Here is a 22159-nt window from a genome sequence, read left to right as displayed (position 1 = left end):
GACATTCATGAAAAAGACACACCGCCCCGCTCTCGTTCTCTTGTCCGTACTGGCGTCGCTGCCCGCGGCGTCATTCGCGCACAACCCGATTATTCAAACGATGTATACGGCCGATCCGGCACCCATGGTCCATCAGGGCACGCTCTACCTGTTTTCCAGCCACGACCAGGATGTCGGCGAAAAAAACAACTTCAACATGAAGGACTGGGTGCTCGCCACGACGACGGACATGGTGAACTGGACCCAGCATGGCGCGATCGCCTCCCTGCGGGATTTCGCCTGGGCCGCCAAGGAGATTTCCGGCTGGGACGGTTTTGATAATGGCGCCTGGGCGCCCCAGGTGATCGAGAGGGATGGCAAATGGTATCTCTACGCCCCGGTGCAAGGCCGGGGCATCGGCGTGCTGGTGGCCGACAATCCCCTCGGCCCGTACACCGATCCCATCAAGAAACCACTGATCGCCGGCCACGCCGGCGGCCTGTACGACAGCATCGATCCGACCGTCTACATCGACGACAAAGGCCAGGCCTATCTCGCCTGGGGCAATCCGAATCTGTGGTCGGTGAAGCTGAACAAGGACATGATTTCCTACGACACGAGCGTCGGGGAGAATGGCATCATTCGCCATCCGATGACCGTCAAGGCGCTGGGCGAGCGCAATCCTCCGGACACGCAAGGCACGACGCTTCCGAAGCGCGCCTTGCGCGGCACGTCCTACGAAGAAGGTCCCTGGCTCTATCAGCGCAAGAATCTCGCCTACCTGTTTTTTGCAGGTGGTCCCATCCCCGAGCATCTCGCCTACGCCACCGGCCCCACACCGGAAGGCCCGTGGACCTACGGCGGCGTCGTCATGACCCCGCAAAGTGCGTTCACCAACCACCCGGGCGTGGTCGATTTCAAGGGCAAGACCTACCTCTTCTACCACAACGCCGCGCTTCCGGGAGGCGACGGTTTCAAGCGTTCCGTGGCCGTCGATGAGTTGAAGTTCAACCCGGACGGCTCGGTCCCGATGGTGCAACCGACCAGGGAAGGCCCGGCACCGGTCGCCACCCTCGATCCCTACCAGCGCGTCGAAGCCGAGACCATTGCGTGGTCGTCCGGTGTCAAGATCGAACCCAGCAGCGCCGGCGGCCAGAATGTACGAAACATCCACGACGGGGCCTACATCCAGGTGCGCAATGTCGATTTCGGCGCGCCCGGCGCGCGCGCCTTCATGGCCAGCCTCTCCAGCACGGCCAAGCCGAAGCAGGCCACCGGGGCGACGATCGAGATTCGTTTGGGCAAGCTCGACGGCCAGCTGATCGGCACGCTGCCGGTCTCGGGAACCGGCGGCCAATGGAAGCGACAGTCCACCCGCATCTCGGGCGCCTCCGGCGTCCAGGATGTCTACTTCGTGTTCCGCGGTGCGGCCGGCGAAGAACTGTTCAAGTTCGATTACTGGCAATTCGCGCACCACGACCTGCCCGCAGACCGCGCCTCCGGCACGTCCCGGCCCGGCCCGGCGGTGAAGGCGGATCGTGCCCATAATCCCGTGATCTGGGCCGACGTTCCGGACATCGCAGTCATCCGGGTCGGCAAAACCTACTACATGAGCAGCACGACGATGCACATGAGCCCGGGCCTCCCGATCATGAAGTCGACGGACCTGGTCAACTGGAGCATGGCCTCGTACGCCTATGACACCCTGGCCGACAACAAAGCCTTCCGCCTCGAAAACGGCAAGAACGCCTACGGTGAGGGCTCCTGGGCCAGCAGCCTGCGTTACCACGACGGCATGTTCTATGCCTCGACATTCTCCGCCACCGCCGGAGGACGCACCCACATCTTCGCCACGCGCAATCCGGAGCGCGGCCCGTGGAAAGAAACGAGTTTCGAGCCTGCGCTGGGTGACCACAGCCTGTTTTTCGACGACGACGGTCGTGTCTACATGGTGTTCGGGGGCGGCCGCATCTCGCTCAGGGAGCTGAAACCCGATCTCACTGGCTTCAAGCCCGGCGGCGTCAACAAGGTCATCATCGAAAACGTCAACGCCCTCTTCGGCGCCGACCATGGCGGGCTCAAAGCCGAGGGCTCGCAGCTTTCCAAGATCAACGGCCGCTACTACCTCTTCAACATCGCCTCGCCCAAGACCCGCTGGGCACGCACCGTCATCGTCCACCGCGCCGACAAGATCGACGGTCCCTACGAGGGCCGCATCGCGCTCGATGATCGCGGTATCGCCCAGGGCGGCCTCATCGACACCCCGGAAGGCAAATGGTATGCCTATCTTTTCAAGGACAACGGCGCCGTCGGTCGCGTCCCCTACCTCGTGCCCGTGACCTGGCAGGACGGCTGGCCCGTGCTCGGCCAGGACGGCGAGGTGCCCATGACGCTCGACATCCCCGCCGGCCGACAGGGCCGCTCGGGCGCATCCGGCATCGTCGCCTCCGACGAATTCGACCGCTCGCCCGGCGCCCCCGCCCTGCCCCTCGCCTGGCAATGGAATCACAATCCCGAGCCGCGTAACTGGTCGCTCACCAAGCGCCCCGGCTACCTGAGCTTCGTCACCAGCCGGGTCGATTCCAGCCTGCCCGAGGCCAGGAATACCCTCACCCAGCGCACCTTTGGCCCTGACAGTTTCGCCACCACCAGCATCGACGTGAGCGGCATGAAAGACGGCGACTGGACCGGCCTTGCCGCCTTTCAGAAAAAATACGGCTTTGTTGGCGTAAAGATGAGCGACGGCGCCAGGTCGCTCGTCATGGTGAGCGCCGACTCCGGCCAGCCCGAGGAGGTCGCCTCCATTCCCCTTTCCCGCAAAACCGTTCACCTCAAGGTCGAATGCGAATTCCAGTCCGCGCCTGACGATGCCCGTTTCGGCGTCGACGAGAATGGCGCCCAGAGCTATGGCATACCGGGGGCGCCTGAAGTCGCCCGCTTCTCCTACAGCCTCGACGGCAAATCCTGGACCCCGATCGGGCGTCCCTCGCGCCTTACCTACACCTTCCCGCACTTCATGGGTTACCGCTACGCGCTCTTCTATTATTCGACGCAGACCGCCGGCGGCCGCGTCGACTTCGACTACTACCGGATCGGTCAAAGCGGGGGCTCCCGCTGACCGCGTCCGGCGGAAGGCATTATCGCGCCGGCTCGCGCGCGTCCTTTTTGCATGCATCCCGGAATGCCTTCGGGGTGCATTGGTATTCTTGCTTGAAGAGCTTGATGAAATACGAGGAGTTTCTGTAGCCGACCGAATAGGCAATTTCTGCAATACTGGCACCGGTGTTTTCCACCAACAGGCGCGCTGCTTCGGTCAATCTGAGCTTGTTCACGTAACCGATGAAGGTGTAGCCTGTTTCCGCCTTTAATATGTCGTTGACCTTATTGCGGTTGACACCGGTTTCCGTCACCACGGTCTCCAGGTCCAGTCCTGGATCCGCATAACGCGTCGCCAGCAATCGCAGAATGGCGGATTTTCCTTTTTCCCGGTGTGTCTCCAGCGCCAGCTGCTGGTACGCCACCAGCGGCACGTCCTTCTGCATCCGCGCATGAAGGTCATTGGCCAACACCACGGCGTACTGCCTGACGAACCAGAACCCGAAACCAGCCCAGGCGACCGTCAGGAAGGCGGCGAGAAAATACAGGTAGCCATATTTCCGCTCGTGCAATTCGATGTTCGCGATTTCGATACGCGACGGGATGCCGACGCCGCTGGCGGTGCTGGTGCCCACCTCGATCTGCGCAACCTTGGCCAGCGAGTAGCCCAGGTCGGATGGGTTGAGCTTGTTCGAGTCGACCCACCATTGCGGAACAGTCAAATGCGCCAGATCGAGTTCGGCATGAGCCCCGTCCTGATCGCAGTTAATGTATGCCGACGGCGAACGGTAGGTCATCAGATCATCCACTCTGGACAGCTTGTCATCGAAGGTGGCCAGGCTGATCCGGATGGTACCGGCGGGGAGGCAGCGTGCCTCGACACTGATCTTGTCGAATCTGGACCAGTCGAGCAATGCCGGTTTGCCGTTGCTGTCTCTGAAGAGCAGGCCGCTCGATACATAGGGTCTGGAGCTGCTGCCTGACAGGACGAACTCCATGATCAGGCGCGCGGCATCGACTCGCGCATCCAGGCTGGTTGTCGCGCCGTTGCCTTTGTGCGTTCGCAACTGCCAGGAAAAATCTGCCTGCCCAAACAACGGGACGCGGTGATGGCTGCGGCTGACGCAAACATACCCGGTCAGTGTACTGATACCGAGAAGCAGGACCAGCCGGACCAATGCTTTTGAATATAGCGGGTGCATGTCAATGAAGGTGGCAGGCCCGACAGTGGCGAACCGGTGGCCTGGCGGTCAAGCCGCATACAAGCGAATAAAGCCGGTCCGCACCGGGCCCGGCTTGTCGACGCGAAGGCAGGGGCGGCCCCGCAAGCGGGGCCGCCTTTTCCTTTAGTACGTGTAACGCAGGCTCAGGCGGAAGCTGCGGCCCGGCTCGAACCAGGCGCGGGGCATGTTGCCGATGCCTTGCTGCTGCGTCTGGCGCACGACCATATCCGTCAGGTTGCTCGCCGAGAAGTTGCCCGAGATGTGCTCGTTGAACCTGTAGTCCACGCCAAAGTCCAGCTGGCCCGTCGCTTCCTGCCAGGTCGGCAGGCCGTAGCCCACGTCCGTCGGCGCCGTGCCGCCGTTCGCGGCGGCGCGGTCCGGATCGGCACTCGTGGCGTTGTCGCCGCCCGTGCCGTTCGCACCCACGCCCTGCAGGAACCGGCTGCGCCAGCTATAGGCCAGACGTGCCGACAGCGGACCGCGGTCATACAGGAACATGAGGTTGTACGCGTTCTTCGACAGGTACAGGATCGGCAACGACGTGAACGGCAGGCCGTTGGTGTCGCAGCCGTACAGGCTCAGCGAGCTGTTGTTGAACGATCCGTTCGCCGGGCAATACTTCTGGGTGAACGGATGGTACAGGTCCTGCTTGCTGTCGATGTACGTGTAGTTCGCCGAGATGCCGAAGCCCTTGGCCCAGTCCGGCAGTATGCGGTCCAGCCCCGGTACATTGTTGAAGTAAGTCTGGCCCGCCAGTTCCAGGCCCGTCACCGAACCCTTTGCGACGTTGTCCGGCCCCGTGATCAGGAACGCCTGGTCGTTGCCCGCCAGGCTCTTGTAGGTCCTGGTGAATGCCGTGTTCAAGATGATGTCACGCACATTCTTGCGGAACACGGCCATGGTCAGCGACGAACCGTTGCCCGGATACCATTCGAGCGTCCAGTCGAAGTTGTTGGAGCGGACCGGCTTCAGCTTGGCGTTACCCCGGTCGTTGCCCGTGTAGCTGATGCTCTTGATGGTGCCCGCCTCGGCGCCGGTGCCCGACGTGATGTTCTGGTTCAGGTTGATGTACTCGTTCAGGTTGTCGAACGGCGGACGGTACATCGACTTGGCGAACGCGAAACGGGTTTGCAGCTTGTCCGTCAGGTCGGCCTTCAGGTTCAGGCTGGGCAGCACGTCGACGTACTGCTGCGACGCATTCACCGGATCCTTGATCGCGGCGAAGCGCGGGATCACATCCGACGCGTTCGAGCCATACGTCGGATTGAAGATCGTGAAGCCGTGGGACTCGCTGCGCGTGTGGATCACACGCACGCCGAGGTTGCCCTCGACGGGGAAACGCAAGTTGTCGAAGCCGAAACGCAGTTGGCCGTAGGCGGCTTCGGTGCGTTCCTGCTGGCTGCTGGTCTGGGCCGGATCGTCGTTGTAGGCCAGCGGTTTCCAGCCGCCATCCGCGGTCGAGCAATCATTGTTGGTGCCATAGTATGCGTTGCCGTCCTGGCACTGCATCTGCAGGGCCGGGATGAGTTTCGCATTATTGGCCAGGTTCCGGACGAAGGCCGGGTCCGGAACGACCATCATTGGCACCTGGGGAATCTTGCCATTGAAGAAAGTCGGGAACGTATACGAGGACGTTTGCACCAGGTTGCCGTAGCGCGGATCGCTGAAGTAACTGACGTTGGGGCGTGCTTGCCAACCCTTGTCCGCGAGCAGAGGCAGAGTGCCCGGCACCTTTGTCGCGTTGACGGACCATGGCTCGGCAATGCTCTTCCAGCCGCCGATGCCACCGGAGGCGTCGGAGCGGACCGCCGTACGCTTGGTGAGGCGCACGCCAAAGCGCAGGTCGCGCAGCACGTCGTCGTCGAAGTGGAAACGCGCGTCCGTCTTCCAGGCATACAGGTCGCCCCTGGCCTTGGTCATCGACGGCATCATGAAGCTCATGTAGTAGTTGTCGCGATTCGCCAGGAAGGCGCGGTCATTGTCGTCGAACGTCACCTTCGGCAGACTGCCCGACAAGTCGATGCCCAGGTTCGGCACGAACGTGCCCAAGGTCATGACGTTGCCCTCGCCGCTGTTCGTCGCATGCACCCACTGCAAGTCGCTCTGGATGGCCCAGCGGTCGTTGATGTTCCACTTGAAGTTCCAGGCGATCTCGCGCGTCTGCGATTTGCTGGTGTCGAAGCCGGTGTCGGACTGGTAACCCAGGCCACCGGCCGCGAAGCTGTTCGCGCCCACGCCGCCGATCGGGTAAGTGTAGAGGCCTTTCTGCAAGATGCCGTTCTGGTTGAAAACCGGATCGAGCGGCTTGACCAGGTACGGCGACTCGACGGCCGTAAACGTGGCGTTCTCGGTGTTGGCCGACCTGTAACCGGTATGGAAGTACGTCAGTGCCGATTCCATGCCGTTGTTCTTCCACTGCAGCGCGCCATAGACACCTGCACGGTCGACCTGGCTCGTATTGGTGCGGAAAGACGCGGACTTCGGGATCCAGACGGTCTGGCTGTCAACGATGTCGGTGCGTGGGAAATACGCATCCACCTGAACCGTATCGTTGTGGGAATTGGTGCGGTTGGCAGACAGGTCGATCAACGCGCCCCATTGCCCGGTGCGGGTATTCCACCGCTTCGACACCAGGGCCGACAGGCCCGGCGACTTCTTGCTGCCCAGGGCGTTGTAGTTGCCGTTCACCGACAGGGCGACCTTGCCGTCCTTGTAGTCGAATGGCAGCGCGGTACGCAGATCCACCTGACCGCTGACGCCGCCTTCGACCAGCTCGGCGGGCGGATTCTTGTGCACGACCACTGCGGACATGAGTTCCGGCGGGATGTCGCCCCAGCTCAGCTCACGGCCCGGATAGCCGGCCGAGAACGATTCGCGGCCGTTCAGCGTGGACGAACCCCAGGTCAGGCCACGCACCGAAATGCCCGAACCTTCGACCGAGAAGTGTTCCGGGTCGCCGCGCGAACGGTTGCGGTCGATCGTCACGCCCGCGACGCGCTGCAGCACTTCGGTGATCGACTTGTCCGGCAGTTTGCCGGCCTCTTCCGCAACGACGGCATCGACGACTTCCTCGGCGTTCTGCTTGAGTTTTTGCGCCGACTGCATGGCGGCGCGCTGTCCGCTCACGACCACCGTCTGCGTAGGCGGGTCGCCGGCCGGCGCCGTTTGCGCATGCGCCGCGCCGCCCCAGGCCAGTGCGGCCTGCGCCACCGCCAACGACAGCGCGGTCATCTTGATCGGTTTCCTCACGATCTTCGTCTCAATTCTTGTCATTATTTATATCCTTTTATTAAATACCTTGGTCGCCGTCCGCGGTCATTGGAAGGTGATGGGGCCGGTCAGCGTGAGTTGGGTCGAGTAGGTCAGCTTGTCCGTACCCGCGGTCGCCATCGAGGCGTTCGCGCTCACTGCGGAGAATTCGACTTGCGCGATCGGGTAATCCTGCAACTCGGTCCAGAGGTCGAGTCCCGTCAGGCCGCACGATTCCGCAATCGTGAACTTGTCCTTGAGATCGACGCTGTAGCTCGTGGCGGCTGCAGCGGTCGGCATTACCGTCGCGTGCAGCTTCACGTTGCAGGCCTTGCCGTCCTTGACGGCGAAGTGGCCGAGGTACAGGTTGATATCGACCCCGTTGTTGCCGTTGCCGAACCATTCAGGGTTCTGCGCGAGCTTGAACTTCAGGGCCGTCTGGGCATCGATCCGTGCGCCAGCGGGCGTGTCGCCGTTCTCGACGAGCTTCGCCAGGCCACCCGCGAGCAGCTTGACGCCCATGTAGCCACCCAGTCCATTGCCGGAATCCGGCTGGATGTTGTAGTACCAGGTGAAGCTGCTGCCGTCGGTGGGCACGGTGCGGCCGCACCAGTTCGTGGCACACCACCAACCGTCCGCGCTGCTGCCGGCGTAGGTCTCGATGCTGCCCGACTCATTGGTCTGGTCGGTGCTCTTGTAGCCGCTCAGGAACGTCAGCGCATCCGCTTGCGCGGTGCCGATCGGGATGCTCCGGACAACCGTGCCGGGGGCATAGATATCATCGACGACCTGCGCCGTGATCTTGCACAGCCCGTTGTCGACCTTGGTCATCGTGTTGCCGCTGACCGTGCAGACCGTGGGCGTGCTGGACGTAAAGGTAACGGCTTTGCCGGCAATGCTGGTCGTGGCGACCAGCGGAACCGGCGTCGAATCCAGCGGTAGCGCCCCTGGATTGCGGAAGATCACCGTCTGCGACCGTTTGGGGATGCCGAAAATCTGGTTTTCCGAGGCGGGGGTGTAGCCGTTGCCACCCGCCTGGTTTGCGGTCACCGAGCACTCGCCCGCTTTGATCAGCGACAGCGTAGCGCCGTTGACGGTGCAGATATCCGGCGTATTCGACGTGAAGGTCACCTCGCCACCTCCGCTCGCCGTCGCCGTCAGCTGGACGGTCGCGACCTCGGGCGGGGCGGCGAGCGTCGGTCCGCCCACGAATGGGAACGAAATGGATTGCGCCTTCGCGCCGTCGCTCGAACCGCCGCCGCCGCTGCAGCCGGCCAACAACATGCCGCAGGCCAGTCCGACTGCCGTCAGCTGGAATCTCATGGTTTGTCTCCTCATTGGAATCTTCCTTTCTTTTTTGTTTGCTGAAGTTGCTCGGCACCGGCTGCGCCGATGACAAGAAAAGATTGCTCCCTGCCCGCTTCGCTCGACATTCGCGGCAGGGAGGTTGGTACTGGTCAAGGATGAACGGACTGGCAGAGCGTCGCCGGCGTTATGAAATCGTTTTCAAAAACGCGAAAAAAAACAGCGCGCCATGATGTACGCCGGGACGGCGAAAGGTTTGCGGACCGGTTGCTGCTGCATGCAATGAGCCTGAGGTGCACGTCTTGTCTCCCTGCTTTTATTATCGATACCGGTCAACCAGCTGCTTCGATGGCGCCGTATCGACATATCTTGATCTTTATATATTTGAAACAATTGCCCCCGTGCTGGGCCGCTCCGAAAAAAGGGGCAGCCAAAGCTGCCCCATAAAACCGCTGCGGAAACCCGCCACGGAGGAGAGCGAACGTGTGTGAAGCCCAGGATCGTCTGCGGCCGGGAGGCGGTTGCGGAGCCCAACCCATGTGTGAAGCATAGGCCGTCCCTCATGGGCAACGATATCGCCGGTAATCGAATTTCTTGCACTCCGCAGAAATTGCAAGGAATGTCAGCTAGAGTAAAAATCGGCCGTGACGGGTGGCGTCGGTCAGGCAAGCGGGCCGGAAGAATTGGCTGCCACGCCTCAGGCCGCTCGTGGAACCAGGGAGCGGATGACCGGCGCGCCCCGCATCGACTTTGTTGCATTTAAGAAATATCGCGTGGATGCGGTGGACTGGAGCGCCGACCACCTGCCTGCCCGGGATGCCCGGCTCGAAGAAATACATTGCCTGCCGCTGCTCCAAAAGCTGCCACGCAGGCATGCGCGCGAGGGGGGACGATCTGGATCGACTGGACCGGCCAGCATATGCCGGGGCCATGCTCGACACGGCAGCGACTTCATCACGTGCAAGATGGCGAAGGGACTCGATGCACGCGGCCTGACGACACCGGCGCTCCGGTTGCAAGCTGCGGTTCAGATCGAAAGACCGCTGCGGCACGTTTGCGGTGCCGCAGCGGTCATTGGCGGCGTCTGGGACGTATGACTCAGTTGGTGTAGATCAGACCGCGGCCGGCGCCACTGAAGTAGACGCGCCCGTAGGTGTTCCAGTCGCCCGCCATCGCGCCGATGCCGCCGTACTGGTGCGCATCATCGTTGAAGCGCGCCCAGGTCGCACCACCATCGTCGGAGTGGTACAAGCCCCATACGCCATTCATCGTACCCACGACGTAGATCGCGGCCGAGTACGGGCTGCCCGCCTGTGCCTTGCCCAGGGCGATCACGCTGGCGCCATGCAGTTGGCCCCGCGCGCCGTCGTCACCGACCGTCGCGAAGCCGTTCAGCCTGGTCCAGGTCGACCCCGAATTGGTCGAGTGGTATACGGCGTTGCCGTCGGCCAGCCAGAGGTCACCCTCGACGTTCGGGTTGACCACCATCGACGTGAGATCAAAGGCGTTGCGATACAGGTTCGCCGACACCGAGCCCTGGCTCAGCGTGAAGCTGTGGCCGCCATCGGTCGAGACGTAGACCTTGCCCGCCGGCCCCCAGAATGCGCCCCCCGAATCGTAGGCATAGACCTTGTTCGGATTCTTCCGGTCGACGACCAGGCGATAGCCGTTAGCCCAGCCGCCGGGGTTTGCCGGCGCCGGCAGGTTGGTCGCGGTCCAGCTCGCGCCATTGTTCGTGGTATAGGATGGCACCGAGCCGGACGGCGCCCAGATCACGTTGTTGCGCGACGTGGTCACGATACTCCCGTTGTCGGAATCGTTCGCTGCCGCGCCCGCAGGCAGGGTCGCGAAGTTCGACCACGAGTTGCCGGCGTCGCCGGACCAGAAGCCGAAGACGCTTTTTGGTTGAGTTGCGTTGTTGAGGCCGGCACCGACGATGTAATTCGGATCAGACCACAGCACGTCCGCGTAGTTGCCGTTGTTCCAATCAGCGAGAGGGCCCCTGGTCGGCGTCGTCGCGAGGTCGGTCTGGACCCATGTCCCGATGTCGCCTGCGCTGTTGACGAACTTGTACGGCGCGCCGGCCGGCGGCGTGACGACGGCCAGGGTGGCGGTCTCCTCGAGGTTGTTGTTCGGGAAATCCCAGCTCGGCGTGGCCGACGACGCGTTCCAGGTTTCCCAGACGCCGCCGCCGGTGACGTGCATGATGTGGTCGCGGTTGGCCGGGTCGATCTCGATGTCGTCGATCCAGCCCCAGAACTGTCCGCCGTAATGCAGCATGCCGCCCGCGATTTCGCGCCAGGTGCTGCCGCCGTTGTCGGACAGCTGGACGACAGGACCGGCGGCGCTCCAGGTCCCGGTCACGGCCAGCGCGATACGGGCCGTCGAGCCGGTGCCGTACACGGACACACCGCCGTAGCCGCCGCCGGTCGTGATGCTGGAGAGCTGGGTCCAGGACTCATTGCCGGCCACGCCACCGAACTTGTAGAGGTAGCCGGGACCGCCGGCGCCCTCGCCGGCGTTCTGGTTGAATACCACATAGTACATGCCGTCGCTGGTACGCACCATGTGCGGGACGTAGTAACCGGACACGTTCGACGGGACCGACACCGGCGTCCACGAAAAGCCGCCGTTGACGGACTTGTACAGGATCGAGGTCAGGCCCGCCACCTGGCCGTAGTCCGGCGCGACCGCGGCATACATGATCCAGGTCGTCTGGCCGCCACCCACGTTCGAGTTGTCGAACATGATCTGCTCGACGCCCTTCACGGGGCCGATCGCCTGGATCTGGGCGCCCGTGAGCACGGTGCTCGACAGACCCGTCTGGGTCCACGTCTGACCCGAGTTCGTGCTTTTCCACAGGCCGGCCGTGCGCGAGGCGTAGAACATCGTCGACGGATTGGTGGGATCGAGCTTCAGGCGTTCGCCGATGGCCCGGCCGCCTTCATTGCCACCCACCGGGAAAGGCAGGTCGTAGTGCGTCCAGGTGAGGCCGCGGTTGCTGGAGGCATAGATACGGCCGTTGATCGGGTTGCCGCCGCCGTCTTTCGTATACACGCCGGTGACCAGGTAGACGAGCTGGTCGTTGGCCGGATCGAGGGCAATGCTTTCGACGCCGTGAAACTCGCTCTCGCCCCCGCTGAAACCGATACCGTCGGTGATGGGCGTCCACGACCCGTTTGAATCATTCCAGCGGTAGGCGCCGCCGATGTCGGTGCGTGCGTACATGAGGCCCGCGGTCGTCGGATGGTAGACGAGGCCGGTGACGTAGCCGCCACCGGCCCACTTCACGCTCGTATAACTGGTGGCCGAGCCGGTGGTGGCGGCGAGGACCGGTGCGGTGCCGGACGCGCCGGGGGTCGTGCTGCCCCCGCTGCAACCGGCAAGAAGCGCCGCGACCAGCGTCGGGACGATGAAATTATGCTTCCGAAACATATTGTCTCCTCAAACAGGATTGGCTTGACGTTTTCCGGTAGCGAACGTAGCTCCGCCGCGCAGGCCGGCGCCACAATCGTTGCGGAAGTCAGCTTCAAAAAACGCCTGGTTCAACGCACCTACTGGATAGACGTAACGCCGCTGTTCAGCGCCACGTCGGCCTTGCTGCAATCCCCGCTATCCAGGCCGGCCCGGGCGGCACTGAGCCTGAAGCTCAGGATCACGTCGCGCACGCTGCATCCCAGCTCCTGGCGAAACACGGCGTCGAGCGTAGAGCGCGACACGCCCACGTATTGGGCCACCTGTTCGGTCCTGATGCCCTGGCACGCATACTGGCGGATGAAGTGGCGCGCGCGCATCACGTTCGGATGCTTGATCAGCTGGTACTGGCTGGACGCGTGCACGTTTATGCCGGCCGGCGGCACCACGATCGGCGTCTGCGGCGGGCACACCCCGTGCAGCATCTGCCCCATTAGGCGGGCGGCCGCGCGCCCGATATCCTGCGCGCCCTGGATCACGGAACTGAGCGGTATGCGGGTGAGCCTGCGCACCAGCGGGTCGTTGTCGATGCCGATGATCGCCACCTGTTCCGGCACTTCGATGTTGGCGATAATGCAGGCCTGTATGAGCTGGCGTGCACGCGCGTCCGTGACGGCGATGATGCCAACCGGTTTGGGCAAACGGCGCAACCAGTCAATCTGCCCCTGGACCGCCTCGTTCCACGAATGGACGCTGGTTTCGCAGCCACGGAATATCTCCGCTTCAAGGCGGTCGCCCTGCATCAGGCTGCGGAAGGCATGCTCGCGCTCCTGCGCCCAGCGGTTTTCCGCGGTGGCGGGAACGCTGAACATGGCGAAACGCTGCAGGCCGACATCGATCAGATGCTGATGTGCCAGTTCGATCAGCTTGATATTGTCGGTCGCGACGTAGGGCACACCGGCCGGGTAATTGGACGGGTCGGCATAGGAACCGCCAATTGCGACCACCGGTACGCTACAGCGCGACAACGCTTCTGCCACGGCTGGATCGTCAAAGTTGGCGATAACGCCGTCGCCCTGCCAGTGCTCGATGCCCGCAAGGCGCAATCGGAAATCTTCTTCCAGGAAGATATCCCAGGCCGCCCCCGTACTTCCAAAATAGGCGGCAATGCCGGCAATGACTTCGTAATCGAATATCTTGTTCGCGTTGAATAACAGTGCGATCCGCTGTACTTTCGTCGTGTCCATTTTATTTGTGTGTTTGGAAAACATTTCCGAAACCTCAGCAGGCCGATTCCCAGCATCGGCTGGGTGCCGGATTCGGGCACCATGGCGAACGGAAGACGGTCGCGGAATCGGGCCCGTGTGTGAAACATAGGCCGTTCCGCATGGGCACCGATATCGCTGTCAAGCGAATCTCTTGCAAACCGCAGAAATTGCAAGCGATGTCAGCCACAGTAGAAATCGGCCGTGGCGGCCGGCGACATGGAGACTGGCAGGGGTGGGATGACCGCGCCTCGCGGTCCAGGATGGCAGCGGTTCAGCCGCCATGTTCAGGCGCGTGGTTGCGACGGAGCGCTATCGGCGGGCTGTTCCTGCTACGGCTGCTGGGATCCAGCTGCCTCGACCAATTTTCACTGTGGTTAAGATTGCTTGCAATTTCTGCGGATTGCTAGAAATTCGATTGCCGCCGATATCGTTGTCCACGACGGATTGCCTATGCTTCAGGCCCAGGCCAGGTTCCGCTACCGCCCACGGTCCCGGACGCAAAATAGGCGGCCAATGCCCGACCTTGCAATTGCGGCGGTCACGGCAAGCGTGCTGGCCGCCCACACGAACGCAAACTTTCAAACATCCGCATAATGATAGGAATCAAGATGAACACCAAACGCACGGCGCAGCTCGTGTTAGGCGTCTTGCTGGGTGCCGCCGCCTACGGCACTAGCTGGGCTCAAAAGGCCGAGGGCCTGGCCAGCACCCCGCAAATGGGCTGGAACAGCTGGAACAAATTCGCCTGCGAAATCGACGAGCGCCTGATCCGCGAGACCGCCGACGCCATGGTCAAGCAGGGCTTGAAGGACGCCGGCTTCCAGTACGTGAACATCGACGATTGCTGGCAAGGCCAGCGTGACGCCGACGGCAATATCCAGCCCGACCCCAAGCGCTTCCCATCCGGCATGAAGGCGCTGGCGGACTATGTACATGGCAAGGGACTCAAGCTGGGCATCTACTCGGACGCCGGCGCGACCACCTGCGGCGGCCGTCCCGGCAGCCGCGGCCACGAGTATCAGGATGCGCGGACCTATGCCAGCTGGGACATCGATTACGTCAAGTACGATTGGTGCAACACCCCGAGCATGAACGCTGAAGCGGCCTACACCACGATGCGCGACGCGATCGCCAAGGCGGGCCGTCCGATGCTCTTCAGCTTGTGCGAATGGGGCATGAGCAAGCCCTGGGAGTGGGCCGGCCAGGTCGGCCATTCGTGGCGCACCACACCCGATATCTATAATTGCTTCGACTGCGAATTCAGTCCCGGCCTCTCGACCGGTCTGGGCGTGCTGCGCATCCTCGACAAGCAAGCAGGCCTGCGCAAGTTCGCAGGGCCCGGCCACTGGAACGATATGGACATGCTCGAAGTGGGCAACGGCATGAGCGAGGATGAAGACCGCGCCCATCTGTCGATCTGGGCCATGATGGCCTCGCCCCTCATCCTGGGCAACGACCTGCGCTCCATGTCCGAGTCGACCCGCCGCATCCTGACCAACCCCGGCGTGATCGCGGTGAACCAGGACAAGCTGGGTGTGCAGGCGCTGCGCGTCCTTGCCGACGGTCCGCTGGAAGTCTATGCCAAGCCGCTCGACGGCGGCCAGTGGGCACTGATGTTCCTGAACCGCTCCAACCAGCCTGCCGACGTTCACCACGACTGGAAGAAGCAAGTCCTGATCGATGACCTGAACAACCGGTCAGCCGATTTCAAGCAGACGGTCTACCGCTGGTCCGACCTGTGGAGCAAGAAGACGGGCGACACCAGCGCCAAACTGGAAGCGCGGCTGGCGCCGCACAGCGTGCTGATGCTGCTCTTGACGGGCCCTGCGAAACCATAGGGCGTGGAAGCGGAGCCCGCGCCGGGCGGATGCGCCGGACCAGCAGGACAAGGTGCTGGCGTCCGACGCGCGGGCACCTGACGCATGAGCCCACGCCGCCCAGGTTCCATCATGGACCCGGCGCGGGGCGTCGTACCGTCTGCGGTCGTCCGGCGACAAGAACCACTCTGGCGTCGGACATGCCGCTGCGGACCTTCAGCCACGCGTTGATCCGCTTGACCTCGTCCGCACGCGGCATGCGCCGGCAAGTCGCGCTGAGGAAAGGCACGGGCGCCGCGCCGTCGGCGCCGTCCTGCGCGGCCTTGCCCACGAGGACCTCGCCGCACTGCGGATACTGCGCCTCGAATTCACGCGTCACCGCGCCGGCCTGCGCCACCCATCCCTGCTGGGCCGTCACCTGGCGGCGCAAGGCCTCGATCGTGGCATCCTTGTCCTGCAGCGCGTCCTGGTTGTTGCGCACGATGTCGGCCAGGATGTCGGCCTTCAGGCTGCCGACGTCGATCTTCTGGCTTTCGACGTGCGGCACCTCGCCCTGGTGCACGAACAGGCGCGCGTTCGCCAGGCCGGCGGATGCCAGCTTCTGCCCGATCGCCTTGATCGCGGTGCCGGCCAGCGGCGTGCCGATCAGGGTGACTTCGATGTCGTGCGTGCCGGGCGCGACGCGGGTCTCGAGCACGTGCACCGTCGCCGCGTTGAACTCCTTGCGCACGAACTCGCGCGCGCGGCTGCCGAAGACCTCGTTGTCGACGAGACGCGCCGCCAGCCAGATGCTTGGCAGCGCGGTGAGCAGGACGACCGCCAGCAACGCCCGCTTGACGCGGCGCTCCTTGACCGGGTCGATGAATTTCCGGTGCGGCAGACGGAGGAAGTCGATGACGATCACGGCCGCGAATGCGATGAACACGCAGTTGATCGAGAACAGGTAGAAGGCGCCGCCGAACACCGACCAGTTCTCGTTGGCAAGGCCGTAGCCGGCCGTGCACAACGGCGGCATCAGCGCCGTCGCGATGGCCACGCCGGGGATCACGTTCGATTTTTCGCGTCGCGTCTGCCCGATGATGCCGGCCAGGCCGCCCGCCAGCGCGATCAGGACGTCCCACAGCGAGGGTGTCGTCCGCGCCAGCAGTTCCGACTGCGCTTCGGCCAGCGGCGTGACGAGGAAATACAGTGTCGACGTCCCCAGGCTGATCGTGGCGGCGATGCCGAGGTTGGCGAGCGCGCGGCGGATCAGCGCGAAGTCGAGGATGCCGATCCCGTAGCCGAACCCGACGATCGGCCCCATCAACGGCGACACCAGCATGGCGCCGATGATCACGGCGGTCGAGTTGGTATTCAGGCCGACGGACGCGATCAGGATCGCCAGCATCAGGATCCACAGGGTCGCGCCCTGCAGCTCCACGCCGGCGCGGATGGCGCGGTCGATCTCGGCGTCGTCCGCCTTGTCGTCGTGGAGGCTGAAACGGTGGGCGATGGCGGCGCGCAGCGATGGCGGCGGGGGTTGGGTGTCGGGTGCGTTCATGAAATCGGTGGACGACGGAGGATAACCGGAGAATTTTCGCCCACGCGTCGCATTTGTCCAAACATTTCTTGCGGCGATGCATCAAATCGTTGCACGATTGCCGCCCTGGTTACAATCTCGGCAAGTGCGGACTCAGCCGCGCGCTGCGAGCCGGTTTCTGGCCAGCCATGCACGCACCCGGTTGGCGTCGGCCGCACGGGAAAATTTTCCCTGGGCGTCGAGGAATACCATGACCGTCGGCCGGCCCGCGACGGTGGCGTGCAGGACCATGCAACGGCCCGCCTCCGAGATATAGCCTGTCTTCTGCAGCCGGATCTTCCAGCGCCGGCTGGCCGTCAGCCGGTTCGTGTTGTGGTAGACGGTACGCTGCCGGCCCTGGCGGATCGTGAACTGCCGGTCCGTCGAATAGCGCCGTATGAGCGCATGACGTTCGGCGGCGACGACGAGCCGGGCCAGGTCTTCCGGCGTGGAGACGTTGGCGCTCGACAGGCCGGTCGGCTCCACATAGCGCGTACGCCGCATGCCCAGCGCCCGGGCCTTGGCATTCATGGCAGCGACGAATGCCTTCGTTCCACCCGGGTAGTGCCGTCCGAGGGCCGACGCCGCGCGGTTCTCCGAACTCATCAGCGCAATGTGCAGCATGGCCGCGCGCGACAGGCGCGTGCCGACGCGCAGCCGCGACGACGAGTATTTGAGACGGTCGACGTCCGCATTCGTCACCTTCAACATTTCCGCCATGTCCTGCCTCGCTTCCAGCACGACCAGGGCCGTCATGAGCTTGGTCAGCGACGCGATGGGCATCACGGCCTGTGCATTCTTCCCGTACAGGACCGCCTTCGTCTTCGGATCGAGGATGAGGACGGCACTGGACTTCAGCGCCACCATCCTGGCCACCTTGGCGGCGCGGGCGTGGCGCGCCTGGGCGGTGTGGAACGGCACTGACAGGCACGCCAGCGCCAGCAAGAGAGAGGCAAGGAATTTCATATCGCCGGATCGGCAGTTGGGTGAACCCGGCCATGATAGGCAGGCCGACTTAGCAAACCCTTAGCCCGCGGCGCGGGCTAAGGGTTTGCTAAGTGAGGCCCACTATCCTTGCGCTCGTCACGCGATCGGGGAAGGAAGTCGAACATGGTTGGATGGATCCCGCCGCAGCGCTTCGCCGCCGCGCGGCCGGGCAGCATGAGGATCGGACTCGAGTGGATGGTGCTCGACCACGAGACGTACGATCTGCATCCCGCGGCCCCCGCCATCGCGCTCCGGCTGGGCGGGCAGGACGCGGCCTGGGCGGCCACGCCGGAAAGCGACGCGGCGACACTCGACCTGGCCACGTCGGCGCTGGACGGCTACTGCGCGCTGGCGGACGCGCTCGAAGACATGCGGTGCCGCGTGCGGCGGGCCGCCCGCTCGGTCGGGGCCGCGGTCGCGGGCGGCGGTTCCCATCCGGTCCGGACGGGCGGACGGCAACGCAACCATGCCGCGGGCTTCGGCATGCACGTCCAGATCGGTGCGCCGGGCGCCGACGAGGCGGTGCGCATCGGCGCCTGGCTGAACCAGCGCGCGCCACTGTTCATCGCGCTGTCCGCAAGCTCGCCGTACTGGCATGGGCAGGACTCGGGCTTTTGCAGCGCACGCAACAACGTGGCCGCGACGTTCCAGGGCAGCGGCATCATGCCGCCCGCGCTGCGCAGCTGGCAGGATGTCGTGCAGCATGTCGCGCGCCTCGTGGAATACGGCCTCGCCACGCGCGTCGAGGACGTCGACTGGGACGTCCGTCCGGATCCCGGACACGGGGCGGTCGAGCTTTGCGCGCTCGACGCGCCCTTGCATCCGGCCTATGCCGCGGCCCTCGCCTGCTACGCGCGCGAGTTGTGCGTCGAAGTCGCGGAACGTCCCGGCAGCTGGCCCTGCCGGCGGGCCGCCGACGTGTATCCATGGAACCGCTTCAACGCCACGCGGCGCGGCGTGCTGGGCGAGTGGATCGACCCGTGCACGCGGAAGAAACACAGCATCGCCCACGTGGTGCGAAACGACCTCGCCCGCCTGGCGGCACGCTCGGACGATCCGGACTTCCCGGCCGCGTGCGTATTGATCGATGAGCTGCTGCATAATGGTGGGCAGGCACGCTGGCTGACCGCGCACATGGCCGCCGGCGCCCGGCCGGCTGACCTGGCGCGGCTGGCGAGCACGATGTTCGACAGCCCGGTGGTGGCCGCATGGAAAGTGGAACGATGAGAGTATTGCTGGTGGAAGACGATCCCATGATCGGCAGCGTCGTGCAGCATGCGCTGCGCGACGCCAGCTACGCGGCCGACTGGGTATGCGACGGCGAAGCGGCGCTGACGGCGCTGCTGGTGCATGAGTACGCGCTGGTCCTGCTGGACCTGAACCTGCCCCGCATGGACGGCATGGAGGTGCTGCGCCGCATCCGCGCGGCGCACAACGGCGTTCCGGTGCTGGTGCTGACGGCGCGGGAAACGACGGAAGACCGCGTGGCCGGCCTCGACGGCGGCGCGGACGACTATCTCGTCAAGCCGTTCGCGATGAGCGAACTGCTGGCGCGCATGCGCGCGCTGAGCCGCCGCGCCGAGGGTACGGGCAGCACCGTGCTGGGCAACGGCATCGTCGAACTCGATCCCGCGACCCACGAGGCGCGCGCCGGCACGACGGCCGTGCGCCTGACGGCGCGCGAATTCCCCCTGCTGCAGGCGCTGCTCGTACGGCCAGGCGCCATCCTCTCCCGCCTGGAACTCGAACACAGGGTCTACGGCTGGAACGAAGAGGTCGAGAGCAACGCGATCGAGTTCCTGATCCATTCGATCCGCAAGAAGCTGGGCAGCGACATCATCAAGAACGTCCGGGGCGTCGGATGGATGGTCGCGAAGGGCCGTTGACGGCGTCGTTGCGCTTCAGGCTGTCGCTGTGGATCTCGGCGGCCATCCTGGTCGGCGCCGCCGTCGCCGGCCTCTACTCCTACATGGCCGCCACCGCCGAGGCGCACCGCGGCCAGGACACGCAGCTGCGCCAGGTCGGCTACCTCATCAGCAGACTGGACGCCGTGCCGACATCGCCGATGGCGCGCGAAAACGTGGGCGACGTCGATTTCGACGCCCGCCTGGTCGTGCGTTTCATCGACGCGCCCGGCACGCGCATTCCCGAACCGGAAAGGCCCCCGCGTTTCGGCCCGTCCCTGCCCGACGGGTTGCAGACGGTTGCCATCGGCGACGAAACCTGGCGCGTCTTCGTCCGCACCAACGCGAAAGGCGTACGCGTCGCCGTCGCGCAGCAGACGGCGGTCCGCGACGCCGCGGCCCGCTCGAGCGCCCTGCGCACCGTGATGCCCATCCTGTTCCTCGGTCCGGTCCTCATCCTGCTGGCGGCGCTGCTGGTGCGTACGATGTTCCTGCCCCTGCAAAGGCTGGCCGTACAGCTCGGCAAGCGCCGCGACCACGACTTGCGGGAACTGGACCGGACGCCGCTCCCGTCCGAGGTGTGGCCTTTCGTCAGCGAGATCAACAAGCTGATCGCCCGCACCGCGCGCGCGCTGGCGCTGCAGCGGCGCTTCATCGCGGACGCGGCGCATGAACTGCGTTCGCCGATGACGGCCATGTCGCTGCAGGCGGAACGCCTGGCGGCGACCGAGATGCCGTGCGAGGCTCGCGCCAGGCTCGACGCGCTGTCGGCGGGCCTGGCACGCACGCGCATCCTGCTCGACCAGTTGCTGACGCTGGCACGCTCCCAGGAGGGCGGCGGCGAGCCGTTGACGCAGGTACCGTTGCAGAAGGCGATCCAGGAAGCCTTCGAGGACCTCGTGCCGCTGGCGGAGGCCAAGGCGATCGATCTCGGAATGGTAGGCGATGCCGATGCGTCGGTTACGGGGCGCGCCATGGACATCCGGATCCTCGTCAAGAATCTCGTCGACAATGCGATCCGCTACACGCCGGAGGGCGGACGCATCGACATCCGCGTGACCGCCGCGAGCGACCGCATCGTTCTCGACGTCGACGACACGGGACCGGGCATCGTCCCCGCCGAGCGCGAGCGCGTGTTCGATCCGTTCTACCGCGTGCTCGGCAGCGGCGAGATCGGTTCGGGCCTGGGGCTCGCGATCACGGCGTCGATCGTCGACCGGATCGGCGCGACCATCTCGCTGCTCGACCGGCCGGACGGCGAGCGGGGGCTGCGCGCCCGCGTGATCTTCCGTTCTTCCGACATTACGCCAAGCTAGCCATAGATAACTTTGCTATTGGATTCCTGCTTCGCCGGGACCGGATTCGCCCTGCGCTCGCGCGTGGGGCCAGCGCCTTCCCCTCCACAGGCAGATGCGGTAGAACTCACCGTCATGTTTCTTGGATTGATCGCGGCGTTCACGTCGCGGTCGTGGGATGCCCCACAACCCGGGCATGTCCAGTGACGCACATCGAGGACGAGCTCGCCCAGCCGGTATCCACAGCCTGAGCACAGCTTGCTGCTTGGGAACCAGCGATCGGCCAGCACGATCCGTCCGCCACGCCAGGCCGCCTCGTACTCGAGGTGGCGGCGCAGCTCGTAAAAGCCCATGGCGGCAATGGCCCGCCAGATGCCGGTTGCCCAGCACGCCTTTGACGTTGAGGTCCTCGATACCGACCTGACGGCCATTTGCGGCGCATTCCTGGTGACCTCTAGCATCCAGGGAAACTGCTCGCGCTTGATGCTGTTGAGTAGACGCCGCACCCCCGCTTCGGAAGGCTTGGGCAGCGTCGGATCGGTTTGCAGGCTTCGTACTGTTTCCGCCACTCGCTCAATGCCCAGTTATAGGCGAAACGGGCCGTGCCGGCCGCGCGCGCACAGTAGGTCGCCGGCAACTTGTTCGAGTCCAGCCTGATGCGGTGCGCTACGAGCATTGCTCTTGCTCTGGTGTTGGTCGAGACGTCGGGAGGTTTGGTAGCCGTGCTGAAAGGAACAAACTTACGTGTTTTGCTTAAGATCGCAGAGAACTTGCTAAGTGCCGAACGAGCTGTTGCAACCCCCGCCGGTGTGCATGGCCAGGCCAACAGTGAAGCACGCGCGGCAGTACCACCTGAGAAACAGCGGTCGAGATGACTTCCAGGGACTATGTTCTGGCGAATCCCCCCGCAGGACGTACAAGCGTCCTGCTCGCCTGTTCTGTTCCAGAAAAGAAAAAGCCCCATTTTGAACTGACCCCATAAAGTTGGACGGTTTAGTTCCCTAGGCAGCCAAGGCCTGGGCCCTGTACTGAACAGGGCTCAGGCCTTTTAGTTTGAGCTTGAT

The 22159-nt window shown here is 64.2% G+C and carries 16 protein-coding genes; 6 read left to right on the top strand and 10 right to left on the bottom strand.

Annotated elements, in window-relative coordinates:
• Nucleotides 1-7 precede the first annotated feature (7 nt).
• Nucleotides 8-3097 (top strand): family 43 glycosylhydrolase, encoded by a 3090-nt coding sequence (locus ASD28_RS32415; protein WP_200948828.1) that lies wholly within the window; start codon nt 8-10, stop codon nt 3095-3097.
• 19 nt (nt 3098-3116) lie between these two features.
• On the opposite strand, the gene ASD28_RS06800 is transcribed toward ASD28_RS32415, so the two are convergent.
• From ASD28_RS06800 to ASD28_RS06790, 3 genes are all read right to left on the bottom strand, one after another.
• Nucleotides 3117-4277 (bottom strand): AraC family transcriptional regulator, encoded by a 1161-nt coding sequence (locus tag ASD28_RS06800; RefSeq protein ID WP_082577251.1) that lies wholly within the window; start codon nt 4275-4277, stop codon nt 3117-3119.
• Between the two features lie 144 nt (nt 4278-4421).
• Nucleotides 4422-7571 carry a TonB-dependent receptor gene (locus ASD28_RS06795; protein ID WP_082577252.1) on the bottom strand — a complete coding sequence of 1050 codons (3150 nt, stop codon included), beginning with the start codon at nt 7569-7571 and terminating at the stop codon, nt 4422-4424.
• Between the two features lie 42 nt (nt 7572-7613).
• Nucleotides 7614-8870, bottom strand: coding sequence for a hypothetical protein (locus ASD28_RS06790; protein ID WP_056125668.1), 1257 nt, complete (start codon nt 8868-8870; stop codon nt 7614-7616).
• A 707-nt stretch (nt 8871-9577) separates the two neighbouring features.
• Here ASD28_RS06790 and ASD28_RS31680 point away from each other — a divergent pair.
• A complete protein-coding gene (locus ASD28_RS31680) occupies nt 9578-9949 on the top strand; it encodes a hypothetical protein (protein ID WP_156403770.1) in 372 nt (123 codons plus the stop codon).
• Nucleotide 9950: 1 nt separating this feature from the next.
• Here ASD28_RS31680 and ASD28_RS06785 read toward each other — a convergent pair whose 3' ends face one another.
• Nucleotides 9951-12287 (bottom strand): dockerin, encoded by a 2337-nt coding sequence (locus ASD28_RS06785; protein WP_082577253.1) that lies wholly within the window; start codon nt 12285-12287, stop codon nt 9951-9953.
• Between the two features lie 119 nt (nt 12288-12406).
• Nucleotides 12407-13537 carry a substrate-binding domain-containing protein gene (locus ASD28_RS06780; RefSeq protein ID WP_229412109.1) on the bottom strand — a complete coding sequence of 377 codons (1131 nt, stop codon included), beginning with the start codon at nt 13535-13537 and terminating at the stop codon, nt 12407-12409.
• A gap of 605 nt (nt 13538-14142) precedes the next feature.
• Between ASD28_RS06780 and ASD28_RS06775 the strand changes: the two genes are divergently transcribed.
• Entirely contained in the window at nt 14143-15372 is a 1230-nt protein-coding gene (locus tag ASD28_RS06775) for a glycoside hydrolase family 27 protein (RefSeq protein WP_082577255.1), read from the top strand.
• 109 nt (nt 15373-15481) lie between these two features.
• Here the strand turns inward: ASD28_RS06775 and ASD28_RS06770 are convergent, their stop codons facing one another.
• Both ASD28_RS06770 and pbpG read right to left on the bottom strand, forming a co-directional pair.
• Nucleotides 15482-16891, bottom strand: a complete 1410-nt coding sequence (locus tag ASD28_RS06770) for a DUF389 domain-containing protein (protein WP_056125666.1) — start codon at nt 16889-16891, stop codon at nt 15482-15484.
• A 132-nt stretch (nt 16892-17023) separates the two neighbouring features.
• Nucleotides 17024-17875, bottom strand: a complete 852-nt coding sequence (gene pbpG / locus ASD28_RS06765) for a D-alanyl-D-alanine endopeptidase (RefSeq protein WP_056125664.1) — start codon at nt 17873-17875, stop codon at nt 17024-17026.
• Between the two features lie 144 nt (nt 17876-18019).
• On the opposite strand from pbpG, the gene ASD28_RS06760 reads away from it, so the two are divergent.
• Genes ASD28_RS06760 through ASD28_RS06750 form a run of 3 tightly spaced genes read left to right on the top strand, consistent with a single transcriptional unit; the run spans nt 18020 to nt 21116 of the window.
• A complete protein-coding gene (locus ASD28_RS06760; RefSeq protein ID WP_056125662.1) occupies nt 18020-19123 on the top strand; it encodes a glutamate-cysteine ligase family protein in 1104 nt (367 codons plus the stop codon).
• A complete protein-coding gene (locus tag ASD28_RS06755) occupies nt 19120-19782 on the top strand; it encodes a response regulator transcription factor (RefSeq protein ID WP_056125660.1) in 663 nt (220 codons plus the stop codon). Before ASD28_RS06760 ends, ASD28_RS06755 begins: the two co-directional genes overlap by 4 nt.
• Nucleotides 19758-21116 (top strand): ATP-binding protein, encoded by a 1359-nt coding sequence (locus ASD28_RS06750; RefSeq protein WP_082577256.1) that lies wholly within the window; start codon nt 19758-19760, stop codon nt 21114-21116. The genes ASD28_RS06755 and ASD28_RS06750 overlap by 25 nt, the downstream gene beginning before the upstream one ends.
• Here ASD28_RS06750 and ASD28_RS30895 read toward each other — a convergent pair.
• From ASD28_RS30895 to ASD28_RS33305, 3 genes are read right to left on the bottom strand one after another with little or no spacing between them, the layout of a single operon-like run.
• Nucleotides 21113-21664: a transposase gene (locus ASD28_RS30895; protein ID WP_229412110.1), complete on the bottom strand. Its 552-nt coding sequence runs from the start codon at nt 21662-21664 to the stop codon at nt 21113-21115. The genes ASD28_RS06750 and ASD28_RS30895 overlap by 4 nt on opposite strands.
• Nucleotides 21550-22059: a helix-turn-helix domain-containing protein gene (locus tag ASD28_RS33160; protein WP_307167532.1), complete on the bottom strand. Its 510-nt coding sequence runs from the start codon at nt 22057-22059 to the stop codon at nt 21550-21552. Before ASD28_RS33160 ends, ASD28_RS30895 begins: the two co-directional genes overlap by 115 nt.
• A 37-nt stretch (nt 22060-22096) precedes the next feature.
• Nucleotides 22097-22159, bottom strand: a complete 63-nt coding sequence (locus ASD28_RS33305) for an IS3 family transposase (RefSeq protein ID WP_373994854.1) — start codon at nt 22157-22159, stop codon at nt 22097-22099.

The sequence above is a fragment of the Massilia sp. Root133 genome (genome assembly GCF_001426525.1).
Taxonomy (GTDB): Bacteria; Pseudomonadota; Gammaproteobacteria; order Burkholderiales; family Burkholderiaceae_D; genus Telluria; species Telluria orientalis.
This window is presented reverse-complemented; position numbering and strand designations above follow the sequence as displayed.

Excerpts from the sequence above, each read along its gene's own strand:
- ASD28_RS32415 (WP_200948828.1), top strand. The coding sequence starts at position 8 with ATGAAAAAGACACACCGCCCCGCTCTCGTTCTCTTGTCCGTACTGGCG.
- ASD28_RS06800 (WP_082577251.1), bottom strand. The coding sequence starts at position 4,277 with ATGCACCCGCTATATTCAAAAGCATTGGTCCGGCTGGTCCTGCTTCTC.
- ASD28_RS06795 (WP_082577252.1), bottom strand. The coding sequence starts at position 7,571 with ATGACAAGAATTGAGACGAAGATCGTGAGGAAACCGATCAAGATGACC.
- ASD28_RS06790 (WP_056125668.1), bottom strand. The coding sequence starts at position 8,870 with ATGAGATTCCAGCTGACGGCAGTCGGACTGGCCTGCGGCATGTTGTTG.
- ASD28_RS31680 (WP_156403770.1), top strand. The coding sequence starts at position 9,578 with ATGACCGGCGCGCCCCGCATCGACTTTGTTGCATTTAAGAAATATCGC.
- ASD28_RS06785 (WP_082577253.1), bottom strand. The coding sequence starts at position 12,287 with ATGTTTCGGAAGCATAATTTCATCGTCCCGACGCTGGTCGCGGCGCTT.
- ASD28_RS06780 (WP_229412109.1), bottom strand. The coding sequence starts at position 13,537 with ATGTTTTCCAAACACACAAATAAAATGGACACGACGAAAGTACAGCGG.
- ASD28_RS06775 (WP_082577255.1), top strand. The coding sequence starts at position 14,143 with ATGAACACCAAACGCACGGCGCAGCTCGTGTTAGGCGTCTTGCTGGGT.
- ASD28_RS06770 (WP_056125666.1), bottom strand. The coding sequence starts at position 16,891 with ATGAACGCACCCGACACCCAACCCCCGCCGCCATCGCTGCGCGCCGCC.
- pbpG (WP_056125664.1), bottom strand. The coding sequence starts at position 17,875 with ATGAAATTCCTTGCCTCTCTCTTGCTGGCGCTGGCGTGCCTGTCAGTG.
- ASD28_RS06760 (WP_056125662.1), top strand. The coding sequence starts at position 18,020 with ATGGTTGGATGGATCCCGCCGCAGCGCTTCGCCGCCGCGCGGCCGGGC.
- ASD28_RS06755 (WP_056125660.1), top strand. The coding sequence starts at position 19,120 with ATGAGAGTATTGCTGGTGGAAGACGATCCCATGATCGGCAGCGTCGTG.
- ASD28_RS06750 (WP_082577256.1), top strand. The coding sequence starts at position 19,758 with ATGGATGGTCGCGAAGGGCCGTTGACGGCGTCGTTGCGCTTCAGGCTG.
- ASD28_RS33160 (WP_307167532.1), bottom strand. The coding sequence starts at position 22,059 with ATGGGGCTTTTTCTTTTCTGGAACAGAACAGGCGAGCAGGACGCTTGT.